Source organism: Streptomyces sp. NPDC049887, from assembly GCF_040656535.1.
Lineage (GTDB): Bacteria > Actinomycetota > Actinomycetes > Streptomycetales > Streptomycetaceae > Streptomyces.
Genome location: NZ_JBFAMM010000018.1, coordinates 150140 through 166187, shown reverse-complemented (window position 1 = coordinate 166187; position 16048 = coordinate 150140). Strand labels below are relative to the sequence as shown.

The window sequence follows — 16048 nt, the reverse complement described above, 5'->3', positions numbered from 1 at the left end:
GCCAGAAGGGCGTCCAGGTTTGTCTTCACACACTGACCAACGGGCGCCCTTCGCCATGGTCGCGACCAGCACACACATCGGACTCATTCATCTAGCGGATGTACTTGATGATGAAGGCGATCGTCATGTTGATGGCCTTGTTCTTGACCCAGCCCGGCAGGAACTTCCAGACGACACCGCCGATCTCACCGCCGAGGCAGCCGATGACGGCGTTGCGGACGTAGGTCTTCTTGCTGGACGCCTTGCCCGCCGCGATGTCGCTGAGCACCGACGTCGGAATGCTGGCAAGGGCTCCCTTCGCACACCATGCGGCGGCACCGATGGCGGCCGCGGCGATCGGGAAGGCGAAGCCCTTGGTCTTCATGCCCTTCTCGATCTCGGCCAGAGCCTCGGGGCCCATCTCCTTCTCGATGAACTCGCGCTGCTCCTGTGTGAGCGCCGGAGCCTTCGACCCGGACCCGACGGTCACGGCGCCGGCCGTCCCCCGGGCGGCGTCGGCCGCCGTGGCGGCGGGAGCCACCGCCACAAGCAGAGCACCGCTGGTCACAGCCGCGATCCCGGCCAGCGATATACGGCGCATCGTGGTCTTGCGCATCGTTGAATCAATTCCCCATTGGTCGACACCCCGCCCCAGGTCAGGGAGACGGGTCCGTGACCACCACCCCGTCACAGGGAAGATGATCACGAGTCGAGACTCTGGCAGTCCGCAAAGGAAGAGTAAAGAACGATCTTGCATGACAAGGCTCACGGCTCCCACCCGGAACCTCTCGGCCTGATTCGACGTCAGCCCCCCACGGGGCACGACCGAGAAGAGCCGTCACCGCCGTACTCCCCCGAACACCTCCAGCGGAGAACACCGGCGAGCCCCGGCGAGGGACCCTCGCACTCACAGCTTGATCCGGGCCGCGACACGGGCAGCCGGGGCAAAGGGATACGATCACGCGGAAGAGGTCAACGGGGGAGAGAGCCGTGCTGGTCATGGTCAGGGGTTTGGTGCCGGTCGTCGCGGGAGCGGCGCTCGCCGCGGTGCTCACGGGGTGCAGTGGTGGCGCGGACCGGGAGTCGCGCACAGGTGCGTCGCAGTCCGCGCGCACCAACGCCCACGCCGTGCTGAAGGCCGCGGTGAAGAAGACGGCGGCGCAGTCCTCGTACCGGACCGTTCAGACCGGGGAGGGCGCTTCCGACAGGTCCGAGATGCTCTACCAGCGCAAGCCGGCCGCAACCGTCATCAAGTCGTGGGGCCGCGGGACCGAGGAGAACCCGAGCGGCTTCAACCACACGGTCCTCCTCGGTGGATCGATCTATGTGAAGTCGGACAGGGTCCCCGGCAAGAGCTGGTACACCATGGACCTCGGAGACTCCGGCGAACAGCCGGCGGACCCCGGCGACTCGCGTGCCGCCGGGTACATCACCGAGTACGCGGGCGCCCTCGGCGCCACGAAGTCGACCGAATGGATCGCCGAGGAGAAGGTGGGCGGCCGGACCGCCGACCACTACCGCGGCACCGTCGTCATCGACGAACTGGCCGGATACAACGGCCCCGCGATGGACAAGGACGTACGCGACGGCTATGTCGAACTGGCCAGGAAGAACGGCCAGACCAAGGTCGTCATCGACATGTGGGTGGGCAAGGACGACCTGGTTCTCAGGTCCAGGGAGTCCGACGGCAAGGGCAAGGTCCTGCTGACCGAGGAGTACTCCGATTTCGGCGCCGTCCCCGCCATCACCGCGCCGCCGACGAAGACCGTCGCCACCTGGGACGAGTTCATCAGCGGTGCGGCGAAGCGGTAGCCTCAGCCGCCCTCGGCGGGACGTACCGGAGACCGGAACCAGAAGCCCGGCCGACAAGCAGCGGGCAGCACGGCCCATGCGGAAGGAACGCCGTGAGGGGGAGACCACGTTGACGGTGGGGGCGGCGCTCGCCGCCGCCGCATCGCTGATGACGGGGCCGGTGTCAGCGGCTCCGGCACCCGGCTGGCGGGACTTCTCGGGACCGATGGACGGCTACGGTGACCTTGTCGTCATCGACCCCGACGACGGCGCCTCCGATCGCTGGCTATGATCACGCCTGGCAGGGCCGTAGCGCAGTGGTCGTCGCGCCCAAACGTCAAGTAGGAGGACGCCGGTTCGAATCCGGTCGGTCCTGCCACCCTTGTTCCCTGTGGAGGACGCCGAACGCCGGACACCGGCGACACACACCGGTGGAGTGGTGATGACGCAGCCGGGCCCCGTACGCGGCCGCGCGATCGGGCGCCGCGGCACCCCGCTCGCCTCCCCTGCCGCCGGCCTCGCCCGCCAGGTCCCCCTCGGCCTCGGCGGCCACGCCGCCGGCCCCGCCGGAAACCCGCGCCGTCGGCAGCGCCGAGGCCCCCTCGGCCGGGGTCTGCCGCCCTCCGAGCACAGGCTCGATGCCACCGCCACCGGCGGCGCCCAAGCCGCCGCCCCGCCCGGCAGCCCGCGGAGCCGCCCGGAACCGCGCCACCGCGGCCGAAGCCTCCGGGGTGCCAGGGCGCTCCCGTCGGTCGCTGCCGACGGCTCGCCCCTGGAGTGCGTGGGCCTCCCCGCCTTCCCCCGCCGGGAGCAGCACCACCAGCGGCTGCGACCGGTCCCGGGACCCACCGAGAACCTCGGCCTGCCTGCGAAAGGACGTGTCCACCGGTGAGCTCCTTCCCACCCGAATCAGCAGCGGCGTGGCGACGGATCCGCCGCCACGCCGTGCCCCCATGGATGATCGAGCAGGCCACCGCACACCGCCTCGCCGGGGACTGGGCCGCCGCCTGCGCCGCGGCCCGCGTGGACATCGACTTCGTCCCTGCGGAGATCGCCGCCCGTCACGGCGCCGAGACCGCCGCCGCGCTCCTGGACGACCTGCGCCATTTCGTGCCCGATCTGTTGCGCTGGCACCTGCCCCGCTACGCACGAGGCGGGCATACCCGGCTCGTCCCCGGCAGGACCGTTCTCCTGGCCCGCTACGGTCCACCCGCCGAACGGCCGGCCGGGCCCTTGCTGTTCGCAACGACCCCGCGCCGGCCGGAAGGCCCCCAACGCCTCGTGCTGCACTGCGCGATCCCCGGTGTCCGGGAGTTCCTCAGCGACAGCGGCCCCCGTGTCCACGACTGGACCTCGGCCCGGCACCTGTGGGACGCCCGGCACACGGCCGCGCTCCGCGAGCGGTGCGGCGGCAGCCGGGAGCGGGCGCCGTTCTGCCGCGCCGACGGCACCCCATTGCCGCCGGACGAGCTGCCCACGGCCGATCCGGGCTCCGGCGACCCGGCGGCCCGCAGCGAGTGGATCACCCGGCTGCACGAGCACGGCGAACTGGAAGCGGCGTTCGCCGCCGCGGGCATCGGCCTCGACCTGACCCCGCCCACCACCAGGAGCTGGTACCGCGTCGAGCCGGAAACCCTGCTGCGCGGGTGCCTACTCAACCTCCCCCGCCTGGCCCCCGAGATCCGGCGCCTCTCCCAGGAGCGAGGGAGCAGCCGCTTCCAGATCCCGCTCAACCACGGAGCCGCCGTACTGCTGGAGTTCTCCGAGCCCGGCCCTTGCGGGACGCTCCGGGCGAGCCTGGCCGTGCCCGACCGGCTCGCATCCGTGCCGCATCTGCCCGAAGTCCTCTGGCGCCGGCTGCCCGACCTCGATCTCGTCCGGGGCGGGCAGGTGGCAGCCGCGCGGTTGCACCCACTGGTCGCCGGTGCTCTGTTCCCCGCCCTGGAGGTCACCGACGGCGCCGCGGGACCACCCGGCCCTAAAGCCCCCGAACCGGTCCGCGTGCGTTGCCGCGGCGAGTGGCACCAGGTCGCCTGGGACGGCGGCGGCCTCCGGATGCCCCACGCCGAGGAGGAACAGCGCCGGGAACGCGCCCTGCGCGCCTTCGGCGGTGCCGTCACCGGTTGCTTCGCCGTGGAGCATGCCTGGACGTCCGCCTCCGGCCGGCTGCCGAAGGCACTGCGCGCCCAGCGGGCCGAACTCTTCCGGCGCGCCGAGCACGGCGACGCCCCGGGCGTGCGGGCACTCCTGGACTCGGGCGTCGCCCCGCGCGTTCGCGACGGTGCCGGGCGTACCCTGCTGCACGCCCTGTACCTCCTGGACCACGAGGAGTTGCTGCCCCGGCTGCTGTCGGCGGGAGCGGACCTGGAGGCCGCCGACGACTCCGGCCGGACACCGCTGTTCACGGCCGTCTCCGAAGGCGGATCACGCACCCTCGTGGAGGCGCTGATCGCCACCGGAGCGAGAATCGACACGGTGGACCCGTCGGGCATGTCACTGGCCCACGTCATCAGGCTCCGCGGAAGGGGCGACCTGGCCTTCCTCCGCGACCGGGTCCGCACGGAGCATCCCGGCCTCGGCGACGACGTCTGGGAGGTACGGGCTCACACCTCGGAGACAAGGGCGAGGAAGGCGAAGAGGACGACCGATGAGGACATGGACTGGTGACCGGCGCCACCGCCCGGCCCTGCCCGGCTCATCCGGCCGGGCCGCTCGCCGCCGCCGACGCGCTCAACCGAGCGCTGGGCACCACCCGTACGGAGCCGGCCGCCGACTCCCGGCTGGAGGCCCTCGCCCTCGCGGTGACCGCCAACCAGCCCGTGCTGCTGTGGGGTGAGCCCGGCATCGGCAAGTCCGCCGGACTTCGACAGCTGGCCGCAGGGCTCGGCCTGCCGCTGGAAACGGTCATCGCCAGCGTGCACGAGCCGTCCGACTTCGCCGGCCTGCCCGTCGTCGGCGACGAGCCGGCCACCACCGGCGTGCCCATGGCCCCGCCCGACTGGGCGGTCCGCCTCGCCCGCACCGGGCACGGACTGCTCTTCTTCGACGAGCTGTCCTCCGCGCCGCCCGCCGTCCAGGCAGCGCTGCTGCGCGTGGTCCTCGAGCGCCGAGTCGGGAGCCTGGCCCTGCCCGAGGCCGTCCGGATCGTCGCCGCCGCCAACCCTCCGTCGAGCGCCGCCGACGGCTGGCACCTGAGCCCGCCACTCGCCAACCGGTTCGTGCACCTGAGCTGGACCCACGACCCGCCCACCGTGGCCCGGGGCATGGCCGGCACCTGGCCGGAGTTCGCCGTCCCCGTCGTCGACCCCGCGAAGGCCCCGGGCGCGGCCGCCCGCGCCCGCGGTGTGATCTCCGGCTTCCTCACCGCTCGCCCCGGACTGGTCCACCACGTCCCCGGTGACGCCGGGAGCCGGGGCCGGGCCTGGCCCTCACCCCGCAGCTGGGAGATGGCCCTGCGGATGCTCGCCGTCGGCTACGCGACCGGGGCCGGCCGCGAGGCCCTGGCGGCCGCGCTCACGGGCGCCGTCGGCGACGGCGCGGGCATCGAACTGCTGTCGTTCCTGGAGCATCTCGACCTGCCGGACCCGGACCGGGTCCTGGCCGCCCCGGACGCCTTCGCCCTGCCCGAGCGCGGCGACCGGCAGTTGGCGTTCCTCATCGCAGTGGTGGCTGCCGTCCGGAGCGACCTCACCCGGGAACGCTGGGAGGCGGGCTGGACGGTCCTCGCCAAGGCCGTCGACGCGGGCGTGCCCGACGTCGCCGCCCGCGCCGCCACCGATCTGGCCGCGATGCGCCGCGCCGACTGGCCGGTGCCCGCGGGCATGGACGCCTTCCTGGACCTGCTCCGGCAGTCCGGCGCCCTGGCCGACGGCTGAGGAGCCGGCTGCCATGAGCCACGGACCGGAGCCGACGCTCGACACGACCAGACTGCTCGCCGCCCGCTACCGCGCGGCGACCGAACGCCCGTACCTTGCGTCGGCCCTGTACGCGCTGACGGTGGTGCCGTCCCTCCAGGTACCGACCATGGGCGTGGACCGGCACTGGCGCGCCTACGTCTCTCCCGCCTTCGTGGACGCGACCCCCGTAGCGGAACTCGCCGCCGTGTGGGTGCACGAGGCGTCCCACGTGCTGCGCGACCACCACGGCAGGGCCGACAGGCTCCCCTGGGCCGACCGGTACGACCGCTACCGCGTCAACGTCGCTCAGGACTGCGAGATCAACGACGACCTCCTCGCCGACGGTCTTCCCCTCCCCGAGGGGCGGATGGAGCCGCGCCGCTTCGGCCTGCCCGAAGGGCAGTTGTTCGAGGCATACGTCGACCGGCTCCCGCCCGGGGTGCGGGGACCCGACTGCGGGTCCGGGGCCCACGGGCAGAGCGTGCCCTGGGAGCTGGGCGGACCGCACGGCCCCGCCCGCCTCGGCCCGGCCGAGGCGGATGCCCTGCGCCGCACCACTGCCGAGGCCGTGCGGGCGCACCAACGGGCCCGGGGCACGCTCCCCGCGGGCTGGCAGCGCTGGGCGGAACAGGTCCTGCAACCCACCGTGGACTGGCGGGGGGCCCTGTCCGGCGCGGTACGGGCGGCCGCGGGGTGGGCGGGCGGCGCCGTCGACTACACCTACCGGCGCCCGTCACGCCGCACTCCGGCGCTGCGCGGGGTGGTCCTGCCGAGCCTGCGCCGCCCGTTGCCGCGCGTCACCGTCGTGGTGGACACCTCCGGCTCCATGGGAGAGGACGAACTCGCCGCCGCCATGGCCGAGATCACCGGAGTGCTGCGGGAGGTCGGCGTACGGGGCGATCGGGTCACGGTGCTGGCCTGCGACGCCGATGTGCACACCGTGTCCCGGGTGGCCTCGGCCGACCAAGTGGAACTGGCCGGCGGCGGGGGCACGGACATGCGCGTCGGCATCGGGGCGGCCCTCGCCCGGCCCGGCCGGCCCGACTTCGTCGTCGTACTGACGGACGGTCATACGCCCTGGCCGGACGCCGAGCCGTCCTCCTGCCGGGTCGTCGCCGCGCTGATCGGCTCCGCCGCTCCGGATCCTCCGCGCTGGGTGGAGACGGTGCGGGTCCCACTGGGCGGGCTCTGAACTCCGGCGACGCCTCGGGCCGCACGGCCTCGGCGCGCCCTGCTGGTCCGCGTGCTGTTGCTGCCAGGCGCTGCGCCGGGTACGAGCGTCCGCCGACTGGTGGCGTCCGTGCCGGGACAGCCGGAGGAGGCGTTCTGGGCCGGTGCCGGGTGTGAGCCGTGGGTCCCGCAAGGGGACCTCGCGACCGGCTTGCGTTCGGGGGGACGCGACTGCCGTGGAGCGGCCGCGTCCCCCGCGGGGCCCGTCAGACCCCGGCCGTCTCGGGCTCGCGGGCGGGTTCCGCGGACTCGGCGTCGTCGCCGAGTTCCTTGCGGAGCTTCTCGCCCTCGACGTCGACGTCGGGCAGGATGCGGTCCAACCACGCGGGCAACCACCACGCCTTGGTGCCCAGCAGCGCGAGCACGGCGGGCACGATGGCCATGCGCACGACGAAGGCGTCGAAGAGGACCGCGATGGCGAGGCCGAAGCCCATCATCTTGATCATGTCGTCGTCCTCCAGGATGAAGCCGGAGAAGACACTGATCATGATGATCGCGGCTGCCGCGACGACCCGGCCGCCGTGGGTGAAGCCGGTGGTGACCGACTCGGCGGCGGACGATCCGTGAACGTAGGCCTCGCGCATGCGGGTCACGAGGAAGACCTCGTAGTCCATCGCCAGGCCGAAGACCACGCCGATCATGAAGATGGGCATCATCGACATGATCGGACCCGGCTGGTCCGCGCCGAACACGTCCGCGAGCCAGCCCCACTGGAACACCGCGACCACCGCGCCGAGCGCCGCCGCCACCGAGAGCAGGAAGCCCAGGGCCGCCTTCAGGGGGACGAGGACGGAGCGGAACACCAGCATCAGGAGCAGGAAGGCGAGGCCGACGACCAGGGCGAGGTACGGGATCAGCGCATCGTCCAGGGTCTGGGAGAAGTCGATCGTCATCGCGGTCATGCCCGTGACCAGGATGGTCGCGCCCGTCTCGGACCTGATGCCGTCGGACAGCGAGCGGATGTCCCTGACCAGCTCCTCCGTGGCCGCGTCACTCGGCCCGGTCCTGGGCACGACGGTGAGGACGGCGGTGTCACCCCGCTCGTTGAAGTTCGCCGGGGTGACGGCGGCGGCCTCGCCCAGGCCGGTGATCTCCTTGCCGACGGCCGCGGCGGCGGCCTTCGCGTCGTCGGCGCCCCGCGTGTCGACGGTGACCATCAGCGGACCGTTGAACCCGGCGCCGAAGGACTCGGACAGCATGTCGTATGCCTTGCGCTGGGTGGTGTCGGGTGCCGAACTGCCCTCGTCCGGCAGGCCCAGCTCCAGGCTGGTGGCCGGCAGGGCAACGACGCCGAGGCCGACCACCGCGGTGAGCAGCACGGTCACCGGACGGCGCAGGACGAAGCGGGCCCAGCGGGTGCCGAGCTTCGGCTTGGCGGACGCCGTCCGCTGTCCGGCGGCCGCCTTGCGGTCCCTGCGGCTGAGTGCCCTCCTTCCGGCGAAGCCGAGCAGCGCCGGGGTCATGGTGAGCGCGATCAGCACGGCGATACCGACCGTGGCGGCGGCGGCCAGACCCATCTTGGTGAGGATCGGAATGTTGACCACCGCGAGGCCCGCCAGGGCCACGATGACGGTGAGTCCCGCGAAGACCACGGCGGAGCCGGCGGTGCCGACCGCGCGTCCCGCGGCCTCCTCGGGCGTGCGGCCCTCGGCGATTTCGGCGCGGTAGCGCGAGACGATGAAAAGGGCGTAGTCGATGGCGACCGCCAGGCCGATCATCATGGCGAGCGTGGAGGTCGTGGCGGACAGCTCCAACGTGCTGCCGAGCGCTCCGATTCCGGAGATGCCGATGCCCACCCCGATGATCGCCGAGAGCAGCGGCATGCCGGCCGCGACGAGGGATCCGAAGGTCAGCAGGAGCACGACCGCCGCAACACCGATGCCGATCAGCTCAGCGGTGCCGCCCATCTCCTGCTCGGCCATGACCGCGTCGCCGCCGGTCTCGACGGTGAAGCCGCCGCTGCGCGCGTCGTCGGTGGCCGCGGTGAGCGACTCGCGGGCCTGGTCGGTCAGCTCCATGGCATTGACCGTGTACGTCACCGAGGCGTACGCGGTCGTGCCGTCCTCGCTGACGGCGCCCGCCCGGAACGGGTCGGCCACCGAGGCGACCTGCGGACCGTCGCCGAGGGCGGTGACCAGTTGCTCGACCCTGGCCTTGCCGGCCGGGTCGGATATCTTCCCGCCCTCGGGGGCGCGGATCACGACGCGCGCGGTGGCGCCTTCGGCGCCGGCCGCCGGGAAGCGCTCCTCGAGCAGGTCGAACGCCTTCTGGGACTCGGTGCCTGGCATGGAGAAGGAGTCTTCGGGAGGGGCGGGCGCGGCGGACGCGGCCACGCCGGCGCCCACGAGTACGGCCACCCACAGCAGGGCGATGAGACCGCGGCGCCGGAAGGCGCGTCGGCCGAGTCGGTAGAGGAACGTAGCCACCTGGGACCAATCCGTCGGATACGGGCAGGACGAGACCCGGCAGATGGGAAGGCAGGGGCTCTGACCGGGCTACCCGTTCATGCTCGCCCGGGTTCAGCCTGAATTGATCCGTCCCTGGGGCTGGACCGGCGTACTGCATTGGGTGTACTGCGGCCCCCTGCGCCTCTTCCCCGAGGGGGAGATCCGCAGATGCGTGTACGCCGCATTTCGTTCCCTCGCCGAACCAGTTCCCGTCAGCCGCCCATCGGCCGTCGCGTTCCTCCAGGGCCGCACCGGGACGATCCGGCGCGTCCCGAGCGGTCGGTTCCTGGTGAACGCCGATGCCCCGCCCCACACTCCGCCGGCGGCCCCCGGGGCAGGTCGACGCCAGGTCGAACCATGACGATGCGTCAAGGCGGGCCCCCGACGGCCCGTCCGTGCACTCCGGGCGCGCCGGAGCCGCGGCATGGGTGCACAAGGAGGGCGCCGGCGTCATGATCGACGGCGGTGGGAAGTCCACGACCTCGACCGACGACGAGCGCCGTCCAACGAAGAGAAGGGCACGATCATGAACGACTCCGCCCCCGTCCCCGACGGCTCGGGAGTGCCGCCCCCACCTGTCGGCCGCTCGGCCCTGCGGGTGTTCGTCCTCTCCGGCTCGTCCCGGACCGGCTCCCTCAACGAGCGCCTGGCCAAGCTGGTCGGCAGGCTCGTCGGACGGACGGGCGCCCTGGTCGACCTCGCCGGCCTGCGCGAGTTCGCCGTCCCCCCGTACGACGGGGACGCCGAGGAGGCGAAGGGGCCTCCCCCGGGCTCCGCCGCCCTGCGGGAGCGCATCGAGGCCGCACAGGCCCTCGTCATCGCCTCCCCCGAGTACAACGCCTCGGTACCGGGCACCGTGAAGAACGCCGTCGACTGGGTCTCCCGCTTCCGGCCGCAGCCCTTCAAGGACAAGCAGACGCTGCTGGTCTCGGCGTCACCGTCCATGGTGGGCGGCAACCGGGGCCTGTGGGCCCTGCGCGTACCCCTGGAGCACCTCGGGGCTCGCGTCTACCCCGGAATGTTCAGTCTCGCCGCCGCTCACCAGGCTTTCACCGACAGCGGTGACCTGACCGACGGCGGGCTCCAGGAACGTCTGGCGGCGACCGTGGACTCGTTCCTGGACCTGGTCGAGGCGGACATCCAGTACCCGTGCCTGCAGCACCGCTGGTACGAGTTCCTCGGCGACCGCAGCAGCGCGCCGGTCACCCAACGCGCCGAGTCCTGAAGCCGGATCACCGTTCCCGACGGGCGACGCACTCCGGGCGGGGTGCCCACGCCGACGGCCGGGCCGGGGCTCGCCTCCGACAGGGACGACGAGCCCCGGCCCGAACGCACATCAGGCCACGGCCGCCATCACGCTCCACTTTCCGGCAGCCGAACGCCTTCCCCGGTCCCCTGGGGACACGCGATTCTCCGGCGCCGTCGGTGTGTCGCCGTCCGTGAGAAGGCCGATCAGTGACGTGCGAGCACGAGCCACGCGCGAACGGACCGTCCCGATCGGGCAGCCCATCGCCTCGGCCGCCTGGGCGTAGGGAAGGCCGAGGAGTTGGGTGACGACGAAAGCCTCCCGACGTTCGGCCGGAATCTGCGCCAGGAGTTCGGCGAGTGCGATCCCGTCCTCGAACCCCGGGGTTCCACGCGGCTGGGTCTCCTCAGCCACCGCTTGCCAATCGTCCCGATCAGACAGACGGGGACGTGCGGCCGCGTGCCGGAGGCTGTCCACCACGGTGCGTCGGGCGATCGAGAGCAGCCAGGTGCGGGCCGAGGAGCGCCCTTCGAACCGGTGGAGACTGCCCAGGGCCCTGAGGAAGGTCTCCTGAGTGAGGTCGTCCGCCGCCTGTCTGTCGGCGCTGAGGTAGGCGACGTAGCGCCAGATGTCGCGGTGGAGGGCGCGCACGAACTCCTCGACGGCGTCGGGGTCGCCGGCGCGCGCGGTCAGGGCCAATCGAGTCACTGTCGCGTCGGTGTCGATCCCGTGATCGAGCTGGTCCGGGTCGGATTGCAGCGTCATGGCAAGTCTCATCGCCAGAAGTCCTTCGGGAGATCCGGGGCCGCTGCGAAACGGCTGAGCCCGGTGAGTGGTACGGCCTGCCGAATGGCACGGCCGATGCCCGAAGCACGCGGGGGCGTGTCTTCGGGGAGCCGGCTGTCGTCAGACGACAGCGGTCCCCGCGGGTGGACCCCGAGTGGTGAAAGCGCCGACGAGCAGCATCCCGTGCGGCGTGGTCGTCCGGCGTGACCTGCGGACGCGGATGCGCGAGCGGTACGCCGGCACGAGGGGACGGTGCATCGTCCTCAGTGGAGCCAGCAACCAACCGGCGAATGCACGCAACAGGCGGAAAGCGGCCTGCTCGCCATGAGCGAGCCAGACGCCGCACAGCACCGCGGCGGCCAGGTGCGCGGCCAGCATGCCGAAGGGTGAGGCGTGTCCGCCGACGGTGTGTCCGACCACCGGAACCACGCTCTCGCCGAAGGCCTGAGCAGCGTGATGGAGGTGCGTACCTGCGTTCGGCACCCCGGCGTGCGCACCCGGGACGAGCAGGTGAGCCGACTCGGTCGACGCGGTGACGTCAACGCCGCTACCGGAGGCTGCCGGATCCGAGGATCTGACGGCAGCGGCGGTTCCGCAGAGCAGGTACTCGACCCATTGGCTCCCGAGAGGGGCGCTCCCCGGCAACCGGGGATGCAGGGCCGCCTGGGCGAGGGAGAAGCAGGAGTGCAGGACGCCCTGGGTGAGGACGGTGGCCGAGGTGACGACGAGGAAGCCGCGTTCGCATGTGGTGAGCACCCAGCCCGTCCCGCAGGCGGCGGCGAACGCCCCCGCCACGGCCCACCACGGCACGTGGATTCCCGACATCAGGACGTGGCCGATGGCAGCGAGCAGCACACAGGTGGCTGCGAACGTGGCAGCCCGTACCGCGCGGCAACATCGGCCTGAAGTCATGGCGGACTCATCCTTGCATCCCTTCAGTCGGTGGAGCACCGGCTGGTACGGATCCTCGACGGCGGAAATCTCATTCCCCGCCTTGTGTCGTACACCACACGGCCCGGGCGGAACCGGGGAGTTGAGCGACCCGACTACCTCACGCGGCCGCAGGACGGATTGCGGCGGGAAAGGGGACAGCGGTGGCGGTGGCGACATCTGACGGAGAGGGTCGCGGAGGCTGGGGGCCGACGGCGGTTCTCACGAGCGCGATGGCGTTCTCGATGCTGCAACTGTTCCTGCTCGGAGCCTTGGGCCCTCGCCTGGTCGGGGAACTCGGCATCTCCGCCACGCTGCTCGGCCTCACGACGACGATCGGCTTCGGAACCGCGGCCGTGCTGTCGCCCGTGGGCGGACGGATCGTGGACTGGATCGGCCCCCGTCGCGGGCTTGTCGTGCTGTTGCTGGTCGCCGCGGCGGCACTTGCGGCGATCGGCGCCGCGCCCGGGGCCTGGGTGCTGCTCGGGGCCGTCGCGCTCGGCGGTCTGCCCCAGGCACTGGCCAACCCCGCCACGAACAAGGCGATTCTGGCGGTGGTCCCCGCCGAGCGGCGGGGAGCGGTCACCGGCCTGAAGCAGTCGGGCGTGCAGCTGGGCGCGTTCGCGGCCGGCCTGCCCCTCGCCGCTCTGGCGGGTGGCATCGGATGGCGAGGGGCGGTGTGGACCGCCGCAGGTTCGGCCGTGATGGTGGCGGTGTGGGCGCTGCGTGCGCTGCCTGCCGATCCGCCGCGGCCCGGCGCCGCGGTGCCGCGTGCCGCCCTGGACGGGCGACGGCACATCGTCTGGCTGGCGGTGTACTCCCTGTTCCTGGGTTGCGGCATCGCTTCCGTCAACATGTATCTCTCGCTCTTCGGTGCGCAGAAGCTCGGCCTGGGGCCTACGGCGGCTGCCGCTTTGGTCGCCGTACTGGGCGTCGCCGGGATCGCCGGGCGGGTGGGCTGGGCGAAGGCTGCCCGGCCGGGACGTGCCGAGTGGCTGCCGGGGTGGCTCGGCGCGGGGGCCGTCGGCGCGGCCGGGCTGCTCGCAGCGGCACTCCTCGTCCCCCCGTTGGCATGGGTGGCGGCCGTGGCAGTGGGGGTGTTCGCGGTGTCGGGCAACGCCGTGTCCATGGTCCTGGTCGTGCAGCGGGCGGTCGCCGGTCGGGCGGGCCAGGACTCGGCCCTCGTGGCCGCCGGCTTCTTCGCGGGGTTCGCCGTCGGGCCCCCGCTCTTCGGACTGCTGGCCGCAGCGGGTCACTACGGATGGGGATGGCTCTGCGTGTCGGTGGAGTTCGCGGCGGCCGCCGTGGTCGCCTTCGTGTGGGCCGGGCGCGACCGTCGTGAGCGGTCCGGGTCCCGGGCATGACGGCGAGGGTCGATCGACAGGACGCGCTGGCGTCGGTTCTCGACCGGGCGAACGTCACCCGGGCCGAGGTCGGTGTGCGATTTCCGCTGTTCGCCGATCCGTGCGACGGCCGCTGGACCACGACCGGCCGCGGTTCGTGGACCGGTGGTTTCTGGGCGGGGCTGCTGTGGCTGCGCGCGCGGTGGACGGGTGCGGCCGAGGACCGGGCCGCCGCGTCCTCGTGCACGGCACGACTCGCGCCCTGGGCCGACGCCGACACGGCCACCCGGGGTCTGATCCTCTGGTACGGAACGGCGTTGTCCGCCGACGACGGAGCGGCTGCAGCGCTGCGCCGGCGTGCTGCTCGCGCGTGCCTGGAGTCGTGGGATCCGGATCTGGGCCTGGTGCCCTGGGGGGCGGCGCTGGGCGGGCCACGGTTGCTGGCGCGCGTCGACGGTGTGCCCGGCATGGTGCAGCTGCTGGCCGCTGCGGGTGGCGAGGGGGTGGCCGCGGCGGGTTCTCATCTGCATCGCCATCTCGACCTCGGCCTGGGCGGCGGCGCGGGAGGTGGGCTCCTGCGCCCGGCCTGGGGCTTCGACCAGGGGGGTGCGGGGTGGCGTCCTCGCGCGGACCCGGCGCCGGGCTGGAGCCGGGGACGCGCCTGGCTGCTGCTGGCCGTCGCCGACGCCCTGAACCGCCCCGAGGCGGCGGACTGGCGGCCCGAGCGTCTGCGGGCCGTCGTCGAGAGATTGCTCGCCGAGGGCGACGTCCTTGCGGGACCGTTCGTACCGCCCGCCGAGGAGTCCCGACCGGAGGGGCCTCTGGACACCTCGGCGGCCGCGATCACCGCGGTCGCGCTCCTCAAGCTGTCGCACCTCGGCGGACCGGGAGCCTCGGAGCTCTCGGGTCGGGCCGGTGCCCTGCTGGACCATCTGACCGGCACCCAGATGTCCGAGGGTACCGGCGGCCGGCCGGACGGCATGCTGCTCAACGGATGCTATGACGCCTCACGGGGCACCGCCGTCCGCCATGAACTCATCTGGGGCGACTTCTTCCTGGCTCTCGGACTGGCGGCGGTCGGCGGACTCGTCGACGTCAGCGAGGTGTGACGGGCTTCTCCCCATAGGTACGCAGAACGCGGCGGGCGACTGATGTGATGTGCAGTTCGTCCGGGCCGTCGAGGATGCGGGCGGCTCGGCCGGTGCGGAACAGCGCCGGCAGGGCCGTGTCCGGACCGAGTCCTGCGGCGCCGTGGATCTGGATGGCGGCATCGGTGACCTGCTGGAGCGTGCGGGCCGCGGCGACCTTGGCGAGTCCGACCTCGGTGTGCGCGTCCCGCCCGGCGTCGAGGAGCGCCACCGCTTCGTGGACCAGCGGTCGTGTCGTACGCAGGGCGAGCAGTGCGTCGAACACGTGCTGCTGGACGAGTTGGTGGCCGGCGAGCGGGCCGCGGGATCCGGTTCGGGCGACGGCCCGTTCGCACATGAGGTCGAAGGCGCGCTGGGCCTGTCCGAGCCACCGCAGCGATCGCAGGGTACGTCCGAGCTGGAGCCGTTCCCCGGCCACCGCCAAAGCCCGGCCGCGCTCGCCGATCATGTGGTCGCCGGGCACGGTGACGTGGTCGAGCTCGATCTCCCACTGCCCACCGGCGCCGAACAGGGGCAGCTCGCGCCCCACCTCGAATCCGCGGGAGGCAGTGGGGACGAGCAGCAGGGAAAGGCCGTCCCGGTCACCGGCGGTGCCGTCGGTTCGGGCCAGGACCGTGACCAGGTCGGCGTCCGCGGCCCCGGAGGTGAACCATTTGCGGCCGGTGACCGACCAGGTCCCGTCCGGCCGCTGTTCGGCCCGCGTGGCGGTCAGGAACGGGTCCGTGCCGGGCACGTCCGGTTCGGTCATCGCATAGCAGGACCGTATCTCCCCTGCCACCAGGCGTTCGAGGTAGAGCTCCCGGACCCGTGGGCCGCCGTGGCGGGCGAGCATCCGTACGTCCAGCAGGGGCGCCGAGCCAAGTGCCGCGGGACCGTGGTCGCTCGCGCCCTCGGCCTCGGCGATCTCGGCATAGGCGGCGAGCGTCAGACCGCCGCCACCCAGTCCCGCGGGCAGCGCGAGCGCCCACAGCCCCTCGGAGCGGGCCTGACGTCGCAGCTCGGACAAGGCCCTTGCGGCGTCGGGCCCCCCTGCGTCCAGCACCCGTTCCCGCGGGACCACCCGGTTCCGCACGAACCCCTCAACCTGCTCCCGCAGGTGCTGCATCGCCCCGGTGTCGTGAGGGCGCCCGGTGCTCGTCAGCTCTGTACTCGCCACTGTTTTCCTCCAGTTGGGTGGGAACCCATGGGAACGTCCGTCCGACTCACTCTCCGTGGAACTGGTCGGGTGAGGACGCCCGGGAGTTCCCGCGTT

At 72.7% G+C, this 16048-nt stretch carries 13 protein-coding genes and 1 tRNA gene; 9 read left to right on the top strand and 5 right to left on the bottom strand.

What is annotated here, in order from left to right; all coding sequences use genetic code 11:
* Nucleotides 1-91 precede the first annotated feature (91 nt).
* Nucleotides 92-595 carry a hypothetical protein gene (locus AB0J10_RS22275; RefSeq protein WP_363064150.1) on the bottom strand — a complete coding sequence of 168 codons (504 nt, stop codon included), beginning with the start codon at nucleotides 593-595 and terminating at the stop codon, nucleotides 92-94.
* A gap of 374 nt (nucleotides 596-969) precedes the next feature.
* On the opposite strand from AB0J10_RS22275, the gene AB0J10_RS22270 reads away from it, so the two are divergent.
* The 6 genes from AB0J10_RS22270 to AB0J10_RS22245 all read left to right on the top strand — a co-directional run bounded on the left by AB0J10_RS22270 (nucleotide 970) and on the right by AB0J10_RS22245 (nucleotide 6858).
* Nucleotides 970-1791: a hypothetical protein gene (locus AB0J10_RS22270; RefSeq protein WP_363064148.1), complete on the top strand. Its 822-nt coding sequence runs from the start codon at nucleotides 970-972 to the stop codon at nucleotides 1789-1791.
* Between the two features lie 76 nt (nucleotides 1792-1867).
* Nucleotides 1868-2062, top strand: a complete 195-nt coding sequence (locus AB0J10_RS22265; protein ID WP_363064146.1) for a hypothetical protein — start codon at nucleotides 1868-1870, stop codon at nucleotides 2060-2062.
* An 11-nt stretch (nucleotides 2063-2073) separates the two neighbouring features.
* Nucleotides 2074-2149: transfer RNA gene (locus AB0J10_RS22260), tRNA-OTHER, on the top strand.
* Between the two features lie 509 nt (nucleotides 2150-2658).
* Nucleotides 2659-4437, top strand: coding sequence for an ankyrin repeat domain-containing protein (locus AB0J10_RS22255; RefSeq protein ID WP_363064144.1), 1779 nt, complete (start codon nucleotides 2659-2661; stop codon nucleotides 4435-4437).
* Nucleotides 4434-5645, top strand: a complete 1212-nt coding sequence (locus AB0J10_RS22250) for an AAA family ATPase (RefSeq protein ID WP_363064142.1) — start codon at nucleotides 4434-4436, stop codon at nucleotides 5643-5645. Before AB0J10_RS22255 ends, AB0J10_RS22250 begins: the two co-directional genes overlap by 4 nt.
* 13 nt (nucleotides 5646-5658) lie before the next feature.
* A complete protein-coding gene (locus tag AB0J10_RS22245) occupies nucleotides 5659-6858 on the top strand; it encodes a VWA-like domain-containing protein (protein ID WP_363064140.1) in 1200 nt (399 codons plus the stop codon).
* Nucleotides 6859-7102: 244 nt separating this feature from the next.
* Here AB0J10_RS22245 and AB0J10_RS22240 read toward each other — a convergent pair whose 3' ends face one another.
* Nucleotides 7103-9322, bottom strand: a complete 2220-nt coding sequence (locus AB0J10_RS22240; RefSeq protein WP_363064138.1) for an MMPL family transporter — start codon at nucleotides 9320-9322, stop codon at nucleotides 7103-7105.
* A 613-nt stretch (nucleotides 9323-9935) separates the two neighbouring features.
* Between AB0J10_RS22240 and AB0J10_RS22235 the strand changes: the two genes are divergently transcribed.
* Nucleotides 9936-10568 carry an NAD(P)H-dependent oxidoreductase gene (locus tag AB0J10_RS22235; protein WP_363064174.1) on the top strand — a complete coding sequence of 211 codons (633 nt, stop codon included), beginning with the start codon at nucleotides 9936-9938 and terminating at the stop codon, nucleotides 10566-10568.
* 111 nt (nucleotides 10569-10679) lie between these two features.
* On the opposite strand, the gene AB0J10_RS22230 is transcribed toward AB0J10_RS22235, so the two are convergent.
* Both AB0J10_RS22230 and AB0J10_RS22225 read right to left on the bottom strand, forming a co-directional pair.
* Nucleotides 10680-11354 carry a sigma-70 family RNA polymerase sigma factor gene (locus AB0J10_RS22230; RefSeq protein ID WP_363064136.1) on the bottom strand — a complete coding sequence of 225 codons (675 nt, stop codon included), beginning with the start codon at nucleotides 11352-11354 and terminating at the stop codon, nucleotides 10680-10682.
* 141 nt (nucleotides 11355-11495) lie between these two features.
* The gene (locus AB0J10_RS22225) at nucleotides 11496-12287 is read right to left on the bottom strand and encodes a hypothetical protein (protein WP_363064134.1); all 792 of its coding nucleotides are present in this window, start codon (nucleotides 12285-12287) and stop codon (nucleotides 11496-11498) included.
* Nucleotides 12288-12538: 251 nt separating this feature from the next.
* On the opposite strand from AB0J10_RS22225, the gene AB0J10_RS22220 reads away from it, so the two are divergent.
* Together AB0J10_RS22220 and AB0J10_RS22215 are read left to right on the top strand one after the other, a co-directional pair.
* Nucleotides 12539-13669 (top strand): MFS transporter, encoded by a 1131-nt coding sequence (locus tag AB0J10_RS22220; protein ID WP_363064132.1) that lies wholly within the window; start codon nucleotides 12539-12541, stop codon nucleotides 13667-13669.
* Nucleotides 13666-14757 (top strand): sugar ABC transporter permease, encoded by a 1092-nt coding sequence (locus AB0J10_RS22215; RefSeq protein ID WP_363064130.1) that lies wholly within the window; start codon nucleotides 13666-13668, stop codon nucleotides 14755-14757. Before AB0J10_RS22220 ends, AB0J10_RS22215 begins: the two co-directional genes overlap by 4 nt.
* Here AB0J10_RS22215 and AB0J10_RS22210 read toward each other — a convergent pair.
* A complete protein-coding gene (locus AB0J10_RS22210; RefSeq protein ID WP_363064172.1) occupies nucleotides 14744-15901 on the bottom strand; it encodes an acyl-CoA dehydrogenase family protein in 1158 nt (385 codons plus the stop codon). The genes AB0J10_RS22215 and AB0J10_RS22210 overlap by 14 nt on opposite strands.
* Between the last annotated feature and the right edge of the window lie 147 nt (nucleotides 15902-16048).